Origin of the sequence: Parvibaculum sp. (assembly GCF_035325945.1) — a bacterium.
Taxonomy (GTDB): Bacteria; Pseudomonadota; Alphaproteobacteria; order Parvibaculales; family Parvibaculaceae; genus Parvibaculum.
In genome coordinates this window covers 1-15,484 of sequence record NZ_DAOKYX010000042.1, presented here as the reverse complement: position 1 = coordinate 15,484, position 15,484 = coordinate 1, and the positions used below count along the sequence as shown (strand labels likewise).

Annotated in this window: 15 protein-coding genes; 5 read left to right on the top strand and 10 right to left on the bottom strand. The window is 64.0% G+C overall.

Annotation, left to right across the window (positions count from 1 at the left end; genetic code table 11):
* Window positions 1–34: 34 nt before the first annotated feature.
* Window positions 35–655, bottom strand: a complete 621-nt coding sequence (locus tag PKA57_RS14065; protein ID WP_324301626.1) for a YbhB/YbcL family Raf kinase inhibitor-like protein — start codon at window positions 653–655, stop codon at window positions 35–37.
* Between the two features lie 238 nt (window positions 656–893).
* On the opposite strand from PKA57_RS14065, the gene pstS reads away from it, so the two are divergent.
* From pstS to pstB, 4 genes are all read left to right on the top strand, one after another.
* On the top strand, window positions 894–1,934 hold the full coding sequence (pstS, locus tag PKA57_RS14060; RefSeq protein ID WP_324301632.1) for a phosphate ABC transporter substrate-binding protein PstS: 1,041 nt from the start codon (window positions 894–896) through the stop codon (window positions 1,932–1,934).
* Between the two features lie 99 nt (window positions 1,935–2,033).
* Complete coding sequence (gene pstC, locus PKA57_RS14055) at window positions 2,034–3,011, top strand: phosphate ABC transporter permease subunit PstC (RefSeq protein WP_324301624.1); 978 nt, start codon at window positions 2,034–2,036, stop codon at window positions 3,009–3,011.
* A complete protein-coding gene (gene pstA, locus PKA57_RS14050; RefSeq protein WP_324301622.1) occupies window positions 3,011–3,853 on the top strand; it encodes a phosphate ABC transporter permease PstA in 843 nt (280 codons plus the stop codon). Before pstC ends, pstA begins: the two co-directional genes overlap by 1 nt.
* 26 nt (window positions 3,854–3,879) lie before the next feature.
* Complete coding sequence (gene pstB / locus PKA57_RS14045; RefSeq protein WP_324301630.1) at window positions 3,880–4,671, top strand: phosphate ABC transporter ATP-binding protein PstB; 792 nt, start codon at window positions 3,880–3,882, stop codon at window positions 4,669–4,671.
* Here pstB and PKA57_RS14040 read toward each other — a convergent pair whose 3' ends face one another.
* The 9 genes from PKA57_RS14040 to PKA57_RS14000 all read right to left on the bottom strand — a co-directional run bounded on the left by PKA57_RS14040 (window position 4,672) and on the right by PKA57_RS14000 (window position 14,955).
* Entirely contained in the window at window positions 4,672–5,367 is a 696-nt protein-coding gene (locus tag PKA57_RS14040; protein WP_324301620.1) for an energy transducer TonB, read from the bottom strand.
* Window positions 5,364–5,789 carry a TonB system transport protein ExbD gene (gene exbD / locus PKA57_RS14035; RefSeq protein ID WP_324301618.1) on the bottom strand — a complete coding sequence of 142 codons (426 nt, stop codon included), beginning with the start codon at window positions 5,787–5,789 and terminating at the stop codon, window positions 5,364–5,366. The genes PKA57_RS14040 and exbD overlap by 4 nt, the downstream gene beginning before the upstream one ends.
* Before the next feature lie 4 nt (window positions 5,790–5,793).
* The gene (gene exbB / locus PKA57_RS14030; protein ID WP_324301628.1) at window positions 5,794–6,663 is read right to left on the bottom strand and encodes a tonB-system energizer ExbB; all 870 of its coding nucleotides are present in this window, start codon (window positions 6,661–6,663) and stop codon (window positions 5,794–5,796) included.
* Window positions 6,664–6,901: 238 nt separating this feature from the next.
* On the bottom strand, window positions 6,902–9,106 hold the full coding sequence (locus PKA57_RS14025; RefSeq protein WP_324301616.1) for a TonB-dependent siderophore receptor: 2,205 nt from the start codon (window positions 9,104–9,106) through the stop codon (window positions 6,902–6,904).
* A 183-nt stretch (window positions 9,107–9,289) separates the two neighbouring features.
* On the bottom strand, window positions 9,290–9,742 hold the full coding sequence (locus tag PKA57_RS14020; RefSeq protein WP_324301613.1) for a MaoC family dehydratase: 453 nt from the start codon (window positions 9,740–9,742) through the stop codon (window positions 9,290–9,292).
* Window positions 9,743–9,758: 16 nt separating this feature from the next.
* Window positions 9,759–10,925 (bottom strand): acyl-CoA dehydrogenase family protein, encoded by a 1,167-nt coding sequence (locus PKA57_RS14015; protein ID WP_324301611.1) that lies wholly within the window; start codon window positions 10,923–10,925, stop codon window positions 9,759–9,761.
* 125 nt (window positions 10,926–11,050) lie between these two features.
* Window positions 11,051–12,286 carry an acetyl-CoA C-acetyltransferase gene (locus PKA57_RS14010; protein WP_324301609.1) on the bottom strand — a complete coding sequence of 412 codons (1,236 nt, stop codon included), beginning with the start codon at window positions 12,284–12,286 and terminating at the stop codon, window positions 11,051–11,053.
* 76 nt (window positions 12,287–12,362) lie between these two features.
* A complete protein-coding gene (locus tag PKA57_RS14005; RefSeq protein ID WP_324301607.1) occupies window positions 12,363–13,466 on the bottom strand; it encodes an NAD(P)-dependent alcohol dehydrogenase in 1,104 nt (367 codons plus the stop codon).
* Window positions 13,467–13,551: 85 nt separating this feature from the next.
* Complete coding sequence (locus PKA57_RS14000; protein ID WP_324301605.1) at window positions 13,552–14,955, bottom strand: aldehyde dehydrogenase family protein; 1,404 nt, start codon at window positions 14,953–14,955, stop codon at window positions 13,552–13,554.
* Window positions 14,956–15,199: 244 nt separating this feature from the next.
* On the opposite strand from PKA57_RS14000, the gene PKA57_RS13995 reads away from it, so the two are divergent.
* Window positions 15,200–15,469: a GIY-YIG nuclease family protein gene (locus PKA57_RS13995; protein WP_324301603.1), complete on the top strand. Its 270-nt coding sequence runs from the start codon at window positions 15,200–15,202 to the stop codon at window positions 15,467–15,469.
* Window positions 15,470–15,484: the final 15 nt, after the last annotated feature.

The window sequence follows — 15,484 nt, the reverse complement described above, 5'->3', positions numbered from 1 at the left end:
TCGGCTGGACCTATCGCAACGGCAAGCGCTAGACCTATTCGGCCGTGTGGCGCCCGTAAAGGAATGTGAGGGACGCGCTGGCCAGCGCATGATCGCGAATGGCGAGCGCGGCCTCCGCCACCGGCATCTCCCGATCGACCGGCAGCGAAGTCTCGCCCAGCGCGTGAACCGTCAGCACGTAATGATGGATCCCGTCGCCGGGCGGCGGGCATGGTCCCTGATAGCCGGGCGTGCCGAAATCGGTCATGCCCTCCACGGAGCCATCCGGCATGAGGTGTCCGCTCGCACCTTCCGCGAGATGAGTGACCGAGGCCGGAATATTGACGACGACCCAATGCCACCAGCCCTTGCCCGCCCGCGCATCGGGATCGAAAAGCGTCACGGCATAGCTGCGCGTGCCGCCTGGCGCGCCCGACCATGAAATCTCGGGTGAGACATTCGCCCCGCCGCAGCCATGCTTGTCATAGACATGTCTCAGGTTGGCGAGCCGGGCGCCATCGGCAACGGACCGGCTGGCAATGGCGAAAGCGGCGCGTCCCGATGCGCTCGGCACGGGCCCCCTCGTCTCCGCAGCCGTATCGCCCGCGAGCGCGAGGCTTGCGATGAGCGCGATGAGTGCCACGGCCCCGATCGCGGGGCGCGAAATTCCGTTCACCCCAGCGCCTCCCATGAACCGCCAAGAAGACCGGCATTATATGCGCAAAAAGGCCGCCCCCGCGCGCGGAGGAAGCCCTCGCCCCCTGAAAAACCGTGTGATTCGTGCTTCATACCCGCTTCGGAGGCATGGGTCACCCCCGGATATCCATTACCCCCGGCGTCATAAAACTGTTACTAAACCGTCGTAGTCAGATGGCGCAGTTCCGCAAGGCTGGAAAAGGGAGCACGAAGCCATGATGGAATCTCTAGGAAAGCTGGGCCGCGCGAGCCTTCTCGCACTCTCCACGCTGGCCTTCGCCGTGACCGCCGAAGCAGCCGACATTTCAGGCGCGGGCGCGACCTTCCCCTACCCCGTCTATGCAAAATGGGCCGAAGCCTACAAGCAGCAATCCGGCACCAGCATGAATTACCAGTCGATCGGCTCCGGCGGCGGCATCAAGCAGATCGGCGCCAGAACGGTCGATTTCGGCGCTTCCGACAAGCCGCTGACCTCCGAGGAACTTGCGAAAGCCGATCTCGTCCAGTTCCCGACCGTCATGGGCGGGGTGGTGCCGGTGGTCAACATTCCCGGCCTGAAACCCGGCGAACTCAAACTGACCGGCCCTGTCCTGGCGAAAATCTATCTCGGCGAGATCAAGAAATGGAGCGATCCCGCCATCGCCGCCGACAACAAGGATCTGAAGCTTCCCGATAGTTCCATCGCCGTCGTCCACCGCTCCGACGGCTCGGGCACGACCTACAACTTCACTTACTACCTCAATGCCGTTGAGCCCGCCTGGGGCGCTGTCGGCGTCAGCACCGCGGTCGAATGGCCCGCCGGCCTTGGCGGCAAGGGCAATGAGGGCGTGGCCGCCATGGTCGGGCAGACGAAAGGCTCGATCGGCTATGTCGAATATGCCTACGCGCTCCAGAACAATCTCACCTACACCGAAATGCAGAACAAGGACGGCAAGTTCGTGGCGCCGAGCTACGAGGCCTTCCAGGCGGCCGCGGCCAATGCCGACTGGAAGCACGCGCCGGGCTTCCACCTCATTCTCGCCAATCAGCCGGGCGCCGATAGCTGGCCGATGACGGCGGCGACCTTCATTCTCGTTCACAAGACGCAGGCGAAGCCCGAGCGCGCGAAGGAAGTCCTGAAATTCTTCGACTGGGCCTACGAGCATGGCGGCCCGATGGCGAAGGAACTGGATTACGTTCCCCTGCCGGAGAGCGTCGTAAAGCTCGTCAAGGAAAGCTGGAAAGAGATCGTGGACGGCTCGGGCAAACCCGTTCTCTAGTTCATCCCATCGCTCTCCTTCCGGGAGCGGCAACACCACCCAGGGCGCGCCGAGGTGTGGCGCGCCGCCCCGTTTGCGATAGCCGAGAGTTCGATCGATATGGCGCTAACCGACGTTCCAGACCTGACCCGCCTTCGCCGCATCAGGCAGGCCGCCATTGGCGACGGCGCCTTCCGGGTCATCACCTGGGCCTCGATGGCGCTGGTGCTTCTGGTGCTCGGCGGCGTCATCGTGGTGCTGGTTCAGGGCGCGGCGCCCGCGCTCAAGCTTTTCGGCTTCGATTTTCTCATCACCGCCAAATGGAACCCGGTGACCGACCAGTATGGCGCGCTCGTGCCGCTGGTCGGCACGCTCGTGACCTCCGCCGTCGCCCTCGCCATCGGCGTTCCATGCAGCTTCGCGGTCGCCTTCTTTCTGACCGAACTCTGCCCCTACCGCCTCCGCACGCCGCTCAGCATCGCCATCGAGCTTCTCGCCGCCATACCGAGCATCATCTACGGCATCTGGGGCCTTTTCGTCGCCGCTCCCCTCTTTCAGTCGCATGTGGAGCCCGCGCTCGCCGACTGGCTGGGCCCCCTCCCCATCATCGGCGCTCTCTTTTCCGGTCCGCAGATCGGCATCGGCATCCTGCTTGCGGGCCTCATCCTCGCGCTGATGATCCTGCCCTTCATCACCGCCGTCATGCGCGACGTCTTCGAGAGCGTGCCCCCCGTGTTGCGCGAAAGCGCCTATGGCCTTGGCGCCACGCGCTGGGAGGTCGTCTGGAAGGTGGTCCTTCCCTACTGCCGCACGGGCGTCGTCGGCGCGATCATGCTGGGCCTCGGCCGCGCGCTCGGCGAAACCATGGCCGTCACCTTCGTGATCGGAAATTCGCACCGCCTGCCGACCTCGCTCTTCGATCCGGCGACCACGATCTCCGCCGCGCTCGCCAATGAGTTCACCGAGGCGGTGAGCGACACCTACACATCGGCCCTCATCGCGCTCGGCCTCGTCCTCTTCCTTCTCACCTTCGTCGTTCTGGCGGTCGGCAGGCGGCTTCTGCTTCGCGCCGAGCGAGCAAAGAGCGGAGGCCGGTGATGACGCGCGTACAGTCCCGCCGCCTCGTCAACATCGCCATGACCGCGATCTCTCTCGCGGCCACGGCGATCATTCTCTTCGTCCTTGGCGCGATTCTCTGGACGCTGGTGAGCAACGGCCTCAAGGCGATGAAGCCCTCGCTTTTCACCGAGAGCACGCCGCCGCCGGGAAGCGCGGGCGGCCTTCTGAACGCCATTTATGGCAGCGCGGTCATGACCGGACTCGCCATCCTCGCGGCCACGCCGGTCGGCGTCCTCGCCGGCACCTACCTGTCGGAATATGGACGCGGAAGCCGGATCGCGAGCTTTGTGCGCTTCATCAACGACGTGCTTCTCAGCGCGCCCTCGATCATCATCGGCCTCTTCGTCTACGGCATCGTCGTCGTGCGCATGGGGCATTTCTCGGCCTTCGCCGGCATCGTCGCCCTTGCGATCATCGCGCTTCCGATCATCGTCCGCACGACCGAGGACATGCTGGCCCTGATCCCGGACGCGCTGCGCGAGGCGGCCGCCGCGCTCGGCGCGCCCAAATGGAAGATCATCGTCAAGGTCAGCTATCGCGCCGCCTTCCAGGGCATATTGACCGGCGTTCTGCTGGCGGTCGCGCGTGTGAGCGGCGAAACGGCGCCGCTGCTCTTCACCGCGCTCAACAACCAGTTCTGGAGTTCCGACCTCAACGCGCCGATGGCGAACCTGCCTGTCGTCATCTTCCAGTTCGCCATGAGCCCCTATGCCGACTGGCGCGAGCTTGCATGGGGAGGGGCGCTACTCATCACCGCGACGGTGCTCGCACTCAACATCGTCGCCCGCGTACTGACCAAGAAAAGGACACGCCGCTCGTGACCACGCACCAGCCGCTCACCCCCTCGCTGACCGAAGCGCTGCGCGGCGAAGCCGTCGAAAGCCATCCCGAAAAGATCGGCGTCAGGGATCTGCATTTCTACTACGGAAATTACGAGGCGCTGAAGGGCATCAACATCTCGATCCCCGACCGCCGCGTGACGGCCTTCATCGGTCCGTCCGGCTGCGGAAAATCGACCTTGCTGCGCGTGCTCAACCGCATTTACGAGATGTATCCCGGCCAGCGCGCGACCGGGCAGGTCATGGTCGATGGCGACAACATTCTCGACCGCACGCTCGATCTAACCAGGCTGCGCACAAAGATCGGCATGGTCTTCCAGAAGCCCACGCCCTTTCCCATGTCGATCTTCGAGAATGTCGCCTTCGGCATCCGCCTCTATGAGCGCCTGTCGCATACCGACATGGAGGAGCGCGTCCACTGGGCGCTTTCGCAGGCGGCCCTCTGGGACGAGGTGAAGGACAAGCTCCACCAGCTCGGCACGGGCCTTTCGGGCGGCCAGCAGCAGCGCCTCTGCATCGCGCGCGCAATTGCCGTGAAGCCGGAAATCCTGCTCATGGACGAGCCCGCCTCCGCCCTCGATCCGATCTCGACCGCAAAGCTCGAAGAGCTGATCGAGAAGCTGCGCGAGGAATTCTGCATCGTCATCGTGACTCACAACATGCAGCAGGCCGCGCGCGCCTCCGACTACACGGCCTTCATGTATCTCGGCGAGCTGATCGAGTTCGACACGTCGGAAAAGATTTTCACCAATCCCTCGAATGTCCGCACGCGCGACTATGTGACCGGCCGCTTCGGCTGATCACTTCAGCACGAACTTCATCGGCACGACATATTCCGAAGGCATTTCGGGCGGCGGCGGAGGCAGCGGCTCCGCCCGGCGGATCATTTCCATGACCTCGCGGTCGAGCGCGGCGACGCCCGAGCCTTTCTCGATGCGCGCCGAAGTGACGTGCCCGCGCGCGTCCATCGCGAAGCGGATATGGACCGTCCCTTCCTGATGACGGCGGCGCGCGGAGGCCGGATAGCGCTTGTAGCGCTCCAGATGCCCGAAGAGATGCGAAAGATAATTCTGCTTCGCCGCAATCTGCGCCGCGCTCGGACCAGCCGGACGCGAAGCCGCAGGCTTGTCGGGCTGCTGTTGTGCGGCCGGCTGTTCGGTCTTTCGCGCCTCGTTCACCGGCTTCGGTTTTTCCGGTTTCGGCTTCTTCCGCTGTAGCGCGACTTCGGCCTTCTCGACTTTCGGCGGCTCCTGAACCTTGGGCGGTTCCTCGACCTGTTTCACCTTCGGCTCCGGCACGGCGGCCGGAACGGGCATCATGTCGATGAGCAATGCGGGCTGCGGCGCCTCGGGCATTTCAGCCACGGGATGCCATATCACCATGGCCGCGCCGAGGCCGATATGAAACGCGGCCACGGCCACGAGACTCGTGCCCCAGCGTCGGCACCAGCCCGCGCCGTCCGTGTCAGGAAATTCCGATGCGGATGCGACGCTCATTTGCCCGGCATGGCTTCCAGACCGAGCAGCGCGACCTTGAGATAGCCCGCCGCCCGCAGATCGTTCATCACATTCATGAGGTCCCCATAGTCGACGGACTTGTCGGCGCGCAGGAAAATCCGCTGCGTCTTGTCGCCGCCTGCCGCGCCGTCGAGCGCAGCGCCGAGCGCCTCGCGCGCGATCATGTCATTGCCGAGCGCGAGCGAAAGATCCTGCTTCAGAGTGACGATGATCGGCTTCTGCGGGCGCGGCTGCTGCTCGGCCGTGGAGGCCGGCAGATCGACCGGCACATCGACGGTTGCAAGCGGCGCCGCCACCATGAAGATGATGAGCAGAACGAGCATCACGTCGATGAAGGGCGTGACGTTGATCTCGTGATTCTCGGCGAGATCGTCGCTGGCGTGCTTGAGACGGACCGCCATCGTTCTAGTCCGCGGCCTTGCTGACGAGTTTCACCGTCTCGCCCCTGTCCTGCCGGTCCTGGCGATCGAGATCGCGCGAGACGAGACGCAGCACTTCCGCCGCGCCATCGCCGACCAGCGCCCTGTAGCCCGCGATCGAACGGGCGAACATGTTGTAGATGATGACGGCCGGAATGGCGGCGACGAGGCCGATGGCGGTGGCGAGCAACGCCTCGGCAATGCCCGGCGCGACCACGGCGAGATTGGTGGTCTGCGACTTCGAAATGCCGATAAAGCTGTTCATGATGCCCCAGACCGTGCCGAACAGGCCGACAAAGGGCGCCGTCGCGCCGATGGTGGCGAGGATGCCTGTTCCCGCCGACATGCGCCGCCCGGCCGCCGCCTCGATGCGTTCGAGGCGCGAGACGACGCGCTCCTTGATGCCCTCCTTGTCCGTCGCCGATACATCCGCCGAGAGACGAATTTCCACCTCGGCCGCCTGAACGAGAGCCCGCATCTCGCCATCGCGGCGCTGAAGCGCGGCGGATGCTTCCGAGAGGCCCGCAATATTGCGCAGCGCCTCGAGCGCCCCGCGCATGCGCCTGCGCGCACCCGCAAGCTCGATCGACTTCGCCAGCCATACCGTCCAGGTGAGGATCGAGGCGATGACGAGCCCGATGAGAACGGCCTTCACCACGCTGTCGGCATTGAGAAACATAGACCATGGCGAAAGGTCGGGCGGCAGGACGCCAAGCGGCACATCGGGCGGAGCGGCCGCCGCCACCTCTGCAGCGGCTTGCGGCGCGGCTTCAACGCCTTCAGCGAGCGCCGGCAATGTGAAGAACGCGGCCCCGAGCCCCGCCGGCCAGATGCAAATTGCGCGATAGCGTTTCAGAAGAGCGGAAAGCAAGGTCTTTCTCCGTCCCGCGGCGGCAGGATGAAGAGCCGTCGCTATTGCGATTGATTATCAGTAACATTGGCGAGTTTTGCCACATATGGGCTGCCCCGGCAAGCGCGCAATCGTCGCGGCGCCTGACCGCTACCGTCGGACAATTGCGGTACCCCCCAATTCATGTGGCAAGGATTGGAGGCCGCGAAAGCATCCGCCTTCGCGGCCCTGTCGTTTCATCCGCTCAGAATTTGACTGTTATTCCAGCGTAAGCCGCGAGTGGCGATCCCGGCATGATGTTGTTGTCGTTGTGAGCGGAGGCATAGTAATCCGTGTTGAACAGATTCTCGATGTTGAGCTGCGCCCTCACATTTTCGGTGATGCTGTAATAGATGGCCGCATCGACCCGCGTGAAGCCCGGCAATGTGACCGCATTGCTCGCAGTCGTGTACATGTCGCTGCGGTGAATGAGGCCAACGCCTACGCCCCACGTTTCGTTGAGATCGTATTTGTTCCAGAGCGAGAAGGAATGCTTGGGAAGCTGCCCGAGGGTCGCTCCCTTCTGCGCCGTCGCCGACTGTGTCGCCGTGATTTCACCGAGCTGATAGGCATAGCCGCCGATGACGCTCCACGCCTCGGTGATCTGGCCCGTCACGCCCAGTTCCAGACCACGCACTTCCTGGCCATCGACGAGGATCGACTGGGTCGGGTCCGACGGATCGGCGATCGCGACATTGCTGCGCTCAAGCTTGAACAGCGCCGCCGACAGGGACAGCTCGGGCAGCACATCCCACTTGGCGCCGACCTCGTAGTTCCTGAACTCCTCCGGGTCGAGCGCGCGGTTGCTCGGCGACAGCGACGAAAGCTGGCTTCCCGAGCGCGGCAGGAAAGATACGGAATAGCTGCTGTAAAGCGCCACATTGTCCACCGGCTTGAAAACGAGACCGACGCGCGGCGACAGCGCATTGTCGTTCGTCTCGATGTCCGCGCCCGTGCGGTTGTTCCGGAAGTCCATGTTGAAATTGTCGTAGCGAAGCCCCGCTATGATCTGCCATTGCGGCGTCAGCTCGATCTGGTCCTGAATGTAGAGCGCGCCGATCAAGGCCGTGCCCGTATTGTCGGCATCGGTCGCGCTCTGGCGGAAGCTGACCGGAATGGAAGTGGTCGGATTCGCGGTGGGAACCGTGATCGAGGTTACGTTCGGACCGATGCTCGTGAAGTAGCCGGTTTCGCGGTGATTCTTCGTGTGCTGACGACCGAGCTCCATGCCCGTGAGCACGGTGTGTTGAATCGAACCGGTCGAGAACGGAATGGTCACGTCCGTCTGATTGAAGAAATTTTCCCGCCTGGTGCGATTGTTGTAGGCCGATATCGCGACCATCGAGCCGTCCGCACTCGCCGCGCCGGGGAAGACGTTCTGGTAGAATTTGTCGTAGACGGCAAAGCGCGTGCGATTTCGAATATTGATGCCGTTTGCGAAATCATGCTCCACCGACACGGTCAGCGCATCGACTTCCGCGGTCGTGTTGCTCAGATCGGGATTGCCAAAGAAGGTCGAGGCATCCGTCCCGATCGGGCGGCCGTTGAACGAGCTGATGCCGCGATCAGCCGTCCTGTCATCCGAGAAATGCTCATAGCCGACACCAATCGTGGTCGATCCGTCGAGATGGAATTGCAGGGTCGGGTTGAGCGCCCACCGCTCCAGCCCGAAGCCGTCGCGATAGCTGTCCGAGTTCTCATAGAGGCCGGTCAGCCGAACCGCGACGCTATCGGTGACGGCCTGGCCGATATCCGCCGTCACACGCTTCTTGCCCCAGGACCCGCCGGTCAGATCCAGTTCGCGGATGGTCTGGCCGTTTGCTTCCTTGGTCACGCGGTTGAGGACGCCGCCGCCACCGCCACGGCCGAAGATCATCGCATTCGGCCCCTTCAGGGCCTCGACCCGCTCCATATTGTAGAGATCGCGGAAATATTCGACGTCGTCGCGCATGCCATCGACGAAAAGGTCCGACGTCGAGGTGTTGCCGCGAATGATCGGCGTATCGCGATTGCCCTCGCCCTGCGCCATGCCGACGCCGGGCATGTAGCGCACGACATCAGCCATGCCCTGCATCTGCTGATCCTTCGCGACCTGATCCGTCACCACGGAAATCGCCTGCGGGGTGTCGATCAGCGCCGTGTCCGTCTTTGTCGCGCTCCGGGTGCGTTTCACCTCATAGCCTTTTTGTTCCGCAGCAGCTTCTCCGCTGACTTCGAGCGTCGGCAAGGCAACAGCCCCGCCATCCTCCGCGACGACCTCCGGCTGCGCGGGAGATGCTGCTTCCCGGCGATCCGTTTCCGCGGCCTGAAGCGGCGCCATGCCGATGAAAATCCCGATTGCCGTGGTGGCGATGAGATTGCGCGGGTTTGCGACGCGGAGCGAAGCCCCGGTCCCCTGGTATTCCTTCACTTGGATAGCCCCTCCAGCGGCCAATAAACATGCGACTAATTCTTAATAGCGAACCAGCCGGAGGAATCAACTGTTTTTGCGACTTATTTGCAGAAATGAAAATCAGGTGCGCGAATGGCGCCGCAGAGGCCATGCCCCTCCCGCGCCCGCCAAATCCCCATATGCGGGTAAGAGCTTCGCCCGTCAGGCGGGCCGCTTGTGCATCAGCGCCGAACGCTTGCAGATCGCGACCTCTTCGCCGCGCTGATTGAAGGCACGATGCGTGAACTCGACGATACCCGCCGTCGGACGCGACGAGCTTTCGCGCTTGCCCTCGACGGTCGTCGTCACGCGCAGCGTGTCGCCATGAAAGACGGGCTTGGGAAAGCGCACATCGCTCATGCCGAGATTGGCGACCGTGGTGCCGAGCGTCGTCTCATGCACCGAAATGCCGATCATCAGACCCAGCGTGAAGAGGCTGTTCACCAGCGGCTTGCCGAATTCCGTCTTCGACGCGAAGTCGAAATCGATATGCAGTGGCTGCGGGTTCATCGTCATGGTGGAAAAGAGGATGTTGTCCGTCTCCGTCACCGAGCGCGTGATCGCATGCTCGATGACCTGCCCGACCTCGAATTCCTCGAACCAAAGACCCGCCATTTCTCTCTCCTCGATCTCAATAGGATTTGGGTTGCCCGAGAACCTTCTCGGCAATGAAGCTCAAAATCAGTTCCCGGCTCACCGGCGCGATGCGCGGAATCCAGCTTTCGCGCATATAGCGCTCCACATGATATTCCTTGGCGTAGCCCATGCCGCCATGCGTGAGAATGGCCGTCTCGCAGGCATGATAGGCCGCCTCCGCCGCGAGATATTTCGCCGCATTGGCCTCCGCGCCGCATTCCTCGCCCTTGTCGTAGAGGGATGCCGCCTTCAACACCATGAGATTGGCGGCCTCGAGTTCCGCCCAGCATTTCGCCAGAGGATGCTGGATGCCCTGGTTCTGGCCAATGGGCCTTCCGAAGACATTGCGCTCGCGCGCATAGGCCGCCGCCTTGCGGAGCGCGGCGCGGCCAAGCCCGACCGCCTCGGCGGCGATGAGCACGCGCTCGGGATTGAGGCCGTGCAGGATGAGCTGGAAGCCCTTGCCCTCCTCGCCGACGCGGTTCTCAACGGGGATTTCCATACCGTCGAAGAACAGCATGTTCGAATCGACCGACGAACGGCCCATCTTCGGTATCTCGCGCACCTCGACCTTCGCGCGGTCGAAATCCGTATAGAAAAGGCTGAGGCCGTCGGTCTTTCTCTTGACCTGATCGTAGGGCGTGGTGCGCGCAAGCAGAAGCATCTTCGTTGCGACCTGCGCCGTGGTGATCCATATCTTCTGGCCACGGACGACATATTTGTCGCCCCGGCGCTCGGCATAGGTCTTGAGGCCTGTCGTGTTCAATCCGGCATCGGGCTCGGTGACGGCGAAGCACGCTTTCTCCTCGCCTCTGATGAGCGGCGGCAGCATGCGCTGCTTCTGCTCCTCCGTGCCGAAGATGACCACGGGGTTGAGGCCGAATATGTTGAGATGAACGGCGGAGGCGCCGCTGAGGCCCGCGCCCGATTCCGAAATCGCCTGCATCATGAGCGCGGCCTCGGTGATGCCGAGGCCCGCGCCGCCCACTGCCTCCGGCATGGCGATGCCGAGCCAGCCCTGCGCGGCGACGGCGGCATAGAAATCTTCCGGGAAGCCGCCTTTCTGGTCCTGCTTCAGCCAGTATTCGTCATCGAAGGGCTCGCAGAGCCTGAAGATGGCATCGCGGATCTGCTGCTGATCGGCGCTGAGCGAAAAATCCATGAAACAACCTCCCGCAATGCTTTTGCGGCGAGGGTAAGGGAAAGCCGCAAGCCTGGCTATGGCCGCTGAAACGGGAAGGGCCGCTCCCCAGGGAGCGGCCCCGCCTCAAGAATCCGCGATGCGGATCAGATGCGCTCGATGATCGTCGCCGGCGCCATGCCACCCGCCGCGCAGAGCGTGGCAAGACCGACATTGACGTCGCGGCGCTCCATCTCGTCGAGCAGTGTGCCGAGAATGATCGCGCCCGTCGCGCCGATCGGATGGCCGAGCGCCATGGCGCCGCCATTCACATTGACGATGGCCGGGTCGATATCGAGGTCGCGCATGAACTTGAGCGGCACGACGGCGAAGGCCTCGTTGATCTCGATGAGGTCGATGTCCTTGAGCGTCATGCCGGCGATCTCGAGCGCCTTCTTCGCCGCCGGAACGGGCGCGTTGAGCATCAGTTCGGGGCTGTCGCCCGCCGTCGTCACAGCGCGGATGCGCGCCCGCGGCTTCAGCCCATGCGCCTTGGCATATTCGGGCGAGGCGATGATGACGGCGCCCGCGCCATCGACCACGCCGGACGAATTGCCCGCGTGATGGATATGCGTGATCTCGATATCGGGATAGGTCTTCTGCACCAGCTTCTTGTAGGTGAGGCCTTCCTCGTCGAGCGGCGCCTGATACATGGCGGCGAAGGCGGGCTTCAGTGAGGCGAGCCCTTCGAGCGTCGTCTCGGGGCGCGGAAACTCCTCCCGGTCGAGCGCGACGCGCCCATCCTCATGATAGACGGGGACGAGGCTCTTCGCGAAATAGCCGTTCCTGATCGCATTGTCGGCGCGGCGCTGGCTTTCGAGCGCGAGCTTGTCCGTCTCCTCGCGGCTGAAGCCTTCGAGCGTCGCGATGAGGTCGGCGCAGATGCCCTGATGCGGCTGCGGATGGATCTCTCGCAGATGCAGATTGTGGCTGTCGATGGTCGCGCCGCCCGTGCGCGGAAGCGTGGAGCCATGCGACATGGATTCGACGCCGCCCGCGACGACGAGGTTCTGCATGCCGGACATGATGCCCATCGCCGCAAGGTTGACGGCGGTAAGGCCTGAGCCGCAGAAACGGTCGAGCGAGAAGCCCGGCGCCGTGTTCTTCCAGCCGGCGTCGAGCGCCGCCATGCGGGCGATGCAGGCGCCCTGCTTGCCCGATTGCGTGCCGCAACCGGCGATGACGTCGTCAATGTCGTCGCTGTCGAGATTGTTGCGCTCGCCCAGCGCCTTCAGCACCGTGGAGAGAATGCGCTGCGGGTGAACGTCGGCGAGAGCGCCCTTGCCGATCTTGCCGATGCCGCGCGGCGTGCGGACCGCGTCGATGATCCATGCTTCCTTCATCGTGTGAATTCCCTGTTTGCCGATGTTTGTTGATGGTGGGCTGCCGGAGCGGTTTCGACCGCGTCCGGCACGGATTTCATTGTCCCGTCAGCAGTACGACCTTGACGCAGTCGCCGTGATGCTGATCGGCGATGGCCTGGTTGATCTCGCTCAGCGGATAGGTGCGAATAAGCTTGTCGAAGGGCAAGCGGCCCTGCCGGTAAAGCTCGATCATCTCGGGAATGAAGACATCCGGGTCGCTGTCGCCTTCGATGATCCCCTTGATCGTGTGCCCATAGGTGATGACGCTCGAAAGATCGCCGGGAACGGGCGTGCCGGGCGGGCAGACGCCGACAATGCCGAAGACGCCATGGGAGCCGAGGCAGGCCATCGTCGCCTGAAGCACGGCGGGAATGCCCGTCGTATCGAAGGCGTAGTCGACGCCATTGGGCAGGATCGCGCGCACGGCGGCGCCGAGATCGGGCGCGGCCGCCGGATCGATCGCATGGGTGGCGCCGAGTTCGAGCGCCAGCGCGCGGCGCGCCTCATGGGGCTCGAGCACGATGATCGTCTTGCAGCCCTGCACCACCGCGCCCATGACGGCGCTGAGGCCGACCGCGCCGCCGCCGAGAATGAGAACGGACGAACCGGCCTCACAGGCGAGCGAGCGCATGATGCCGCCCGCGCCCGTCTGCACGCCGCAGCCGAGCGGGCCGACAAGCTCGAGCGGAACGCCCTCCGGCACCTTCACGACATTGCGCTCATAGGTCAGGCAATGGGTGGCGAGGGAGGACTGGCCGAAGAAATTGCCGGCGATCTTTTCCTCGCCCGCCTGAATGGCCTTCGTGCCGTCGGGCCGCATACCGATATAGTTGAGCATCGGCATGGTGCGGCAATAGGCGGGCTGGCCCTTCTCGCAGCGGTCGCAGGCGCCACAGGAGCGGAAGGTGATGGCCACCCGGTCGCCCTGCTTCACCTTGGTTACGTTCGCGCCGACCTTCTCGACGATGCCCGAACCCTCATGGCCGAAGACGGCCGGAAGCGCGATGACGCCCGCCGCCTTGAAAACGAGGTCCGTGTGGCAGAGCCCCACGCCGACGACGCGAACGAGGATTTCATCCGCTCTCGGATCCTCAAGCTCGACCGTCTCGATGGTGAAAGGCGCGTCGGCCGCGCGCGCGACGGCGGCAGTCACTTGCATGTCTCATCTCCCTGAGCAGGCCCTTCGGGCCTTCATTTCATGAAGCCGGAACGGCCGCCCCCGGTTCCGGGAGCGGCCGCCGCAATCAACGCGCCATGTTGATGATCTTGAGCTGCGTGAATTCCGCGAGCCCTTCCTCGCCAAGCTCGGTGCCGAGGCCCGACTGCTTCGCGCCACCGAAGGGAATGTTCGGCGCAAGCTCCGCATGCTTGTTCACCCAGACGGTGCCCGACTCCATCTTGTCGGCCAGTGCATAGGCGCGATCGGGATTGGACGACCAGATCGAGCCGCCGAGCCCATAGGGCGAGGCATTGGCGCGCGCCACCGCATCCTCGGGGTCCGAATACTTGATGACCGGCAGCACGGGGCCGAACTGCTCCTCATCGACGAGCCGCGCGCCGTCGGTGATGTCGCGCACGATGGTCGGACGGATGAAATAGCCGGACTGCTCGGGCAGCGTGCCGCCCGCAATCACCTTGCCGTCCTTTCGCGCCTCGTCGATCAGCTCCTTCACCTTCTCGAACTGCATCTTGTTCTGAAGCGGCCCGAGCTGCGTGCCCTGCTTGAGGCCGTCGCCGACAATGGCGGCATCGGCGATCTTCGCCAGCTCCGCGCACATCTCGTCATAGATCGACTCATGCACATAGAGCCGCTTCATGGCGATGCAGACCTGGCCGTTATTCTGGAAGGCGCTCTGGAAGAGCTTCGGCGCCGCCTCTTTCGGGTTCACGTCGTCGAGAACGATGCCGGCATCGTTGCCGCCGAGTTCGAGCGTGATGCGCTTCAGCATCGCCGCCGCGCCGGCCATCACCTTCGCGCCCGTCGCCGTCGAGCCGGTGAAGGAAATCTTGCGCACATCGGGATGCGCGGTGAGCGCCGCGCCGAGATCGTTCGCATCGGTGATGACATTGACGACGCCTGCCGGAACGACATCGCGGATCAGCTCACCGAGCTTCAGCGTGGTGAGCGGCGTCGTCGGCGCGGGCTTGATGACGATGGTGTTGCCCGCGAGAAGCGCCGGCGGCACCTTGAACGCCATGAGAATGAGCGGGAAATTCCACGGTACGATGGCGCCGATGACGCCGAGCGGCTTCCTGTGCGCCTCGACGCGGCGGCCTTCGCTGTCGTCGAGCACCTTTACCGGCAGGTCGAGCGCGGTGAAATAGCGGAAGAAGGCGGCCGTGCCATAGACCTCACCCGTGGCGTCGCCGATGGGCTTGCCCTGCTCCTGCGTCAGCAGCCGCGCAAGCTCGCCCGCATTCTTTTCAATGATGTCGGCAATCGCGTTGAGCGCCTTCTTGCGTTCCGCGATCGGCGTCGCGCTCCAGGCCGGGAAGGCAGCCTTCGCAGCCGCCACCGCCTGATCGAGTTGCGCCTTCGAGGCGCGCGGGCACTTGGCCAGCACCTCCTCCGTCGCCGGGTTGATGACGTCCATCGTCTGATCGCCTGCGACGAGCTTGCCGCCGATCAACAGCTTGAAATCGGTCATTTCGCGTCTCCTGCCTGCTTGTCCTGCGCGCGGCTTCCGGGAGTTTTTCGATCCCGTGCCGCGTCATGTTTTCCTGTCGGGGCAGCGCCCTTGCCCGTGGAAATCTAGCGGCTGGCGGAGCGGTCCGCCATAGGCTCCGATTTGACGTAGCGGCAGCCGGAAGGATCAGCCGGCGGAACTCTGCTATGCTCCGCCACTCAAGTCACGAGCGCGCGAGAGGGGGAGATTCCCCCGGCCGGAACGGATGCCGAAGCCCTGGTACCTCTACATGCTGGAATGTGCGGGCGGCCGCCTCTATACAGGCGTCACCGTCGATGTTTCCGCGCGCTACAAGGCGCATGCCGAGGGACGCGGCGCCAAGTTCACGCGCAGCTTTCCGCCGCTCCGCATCCTCTTCGTCGAGCGCTGGCCCAGCCGCTCCGAAGCGCTGAAGGCGGAACACGCGATCAAGAAGCTCTCGCCCGAGGCAAAACGCAAACTCGTTGAAAGCACATGTCAGACAGCAAAGCCCTGAGCGACCGCATCGACA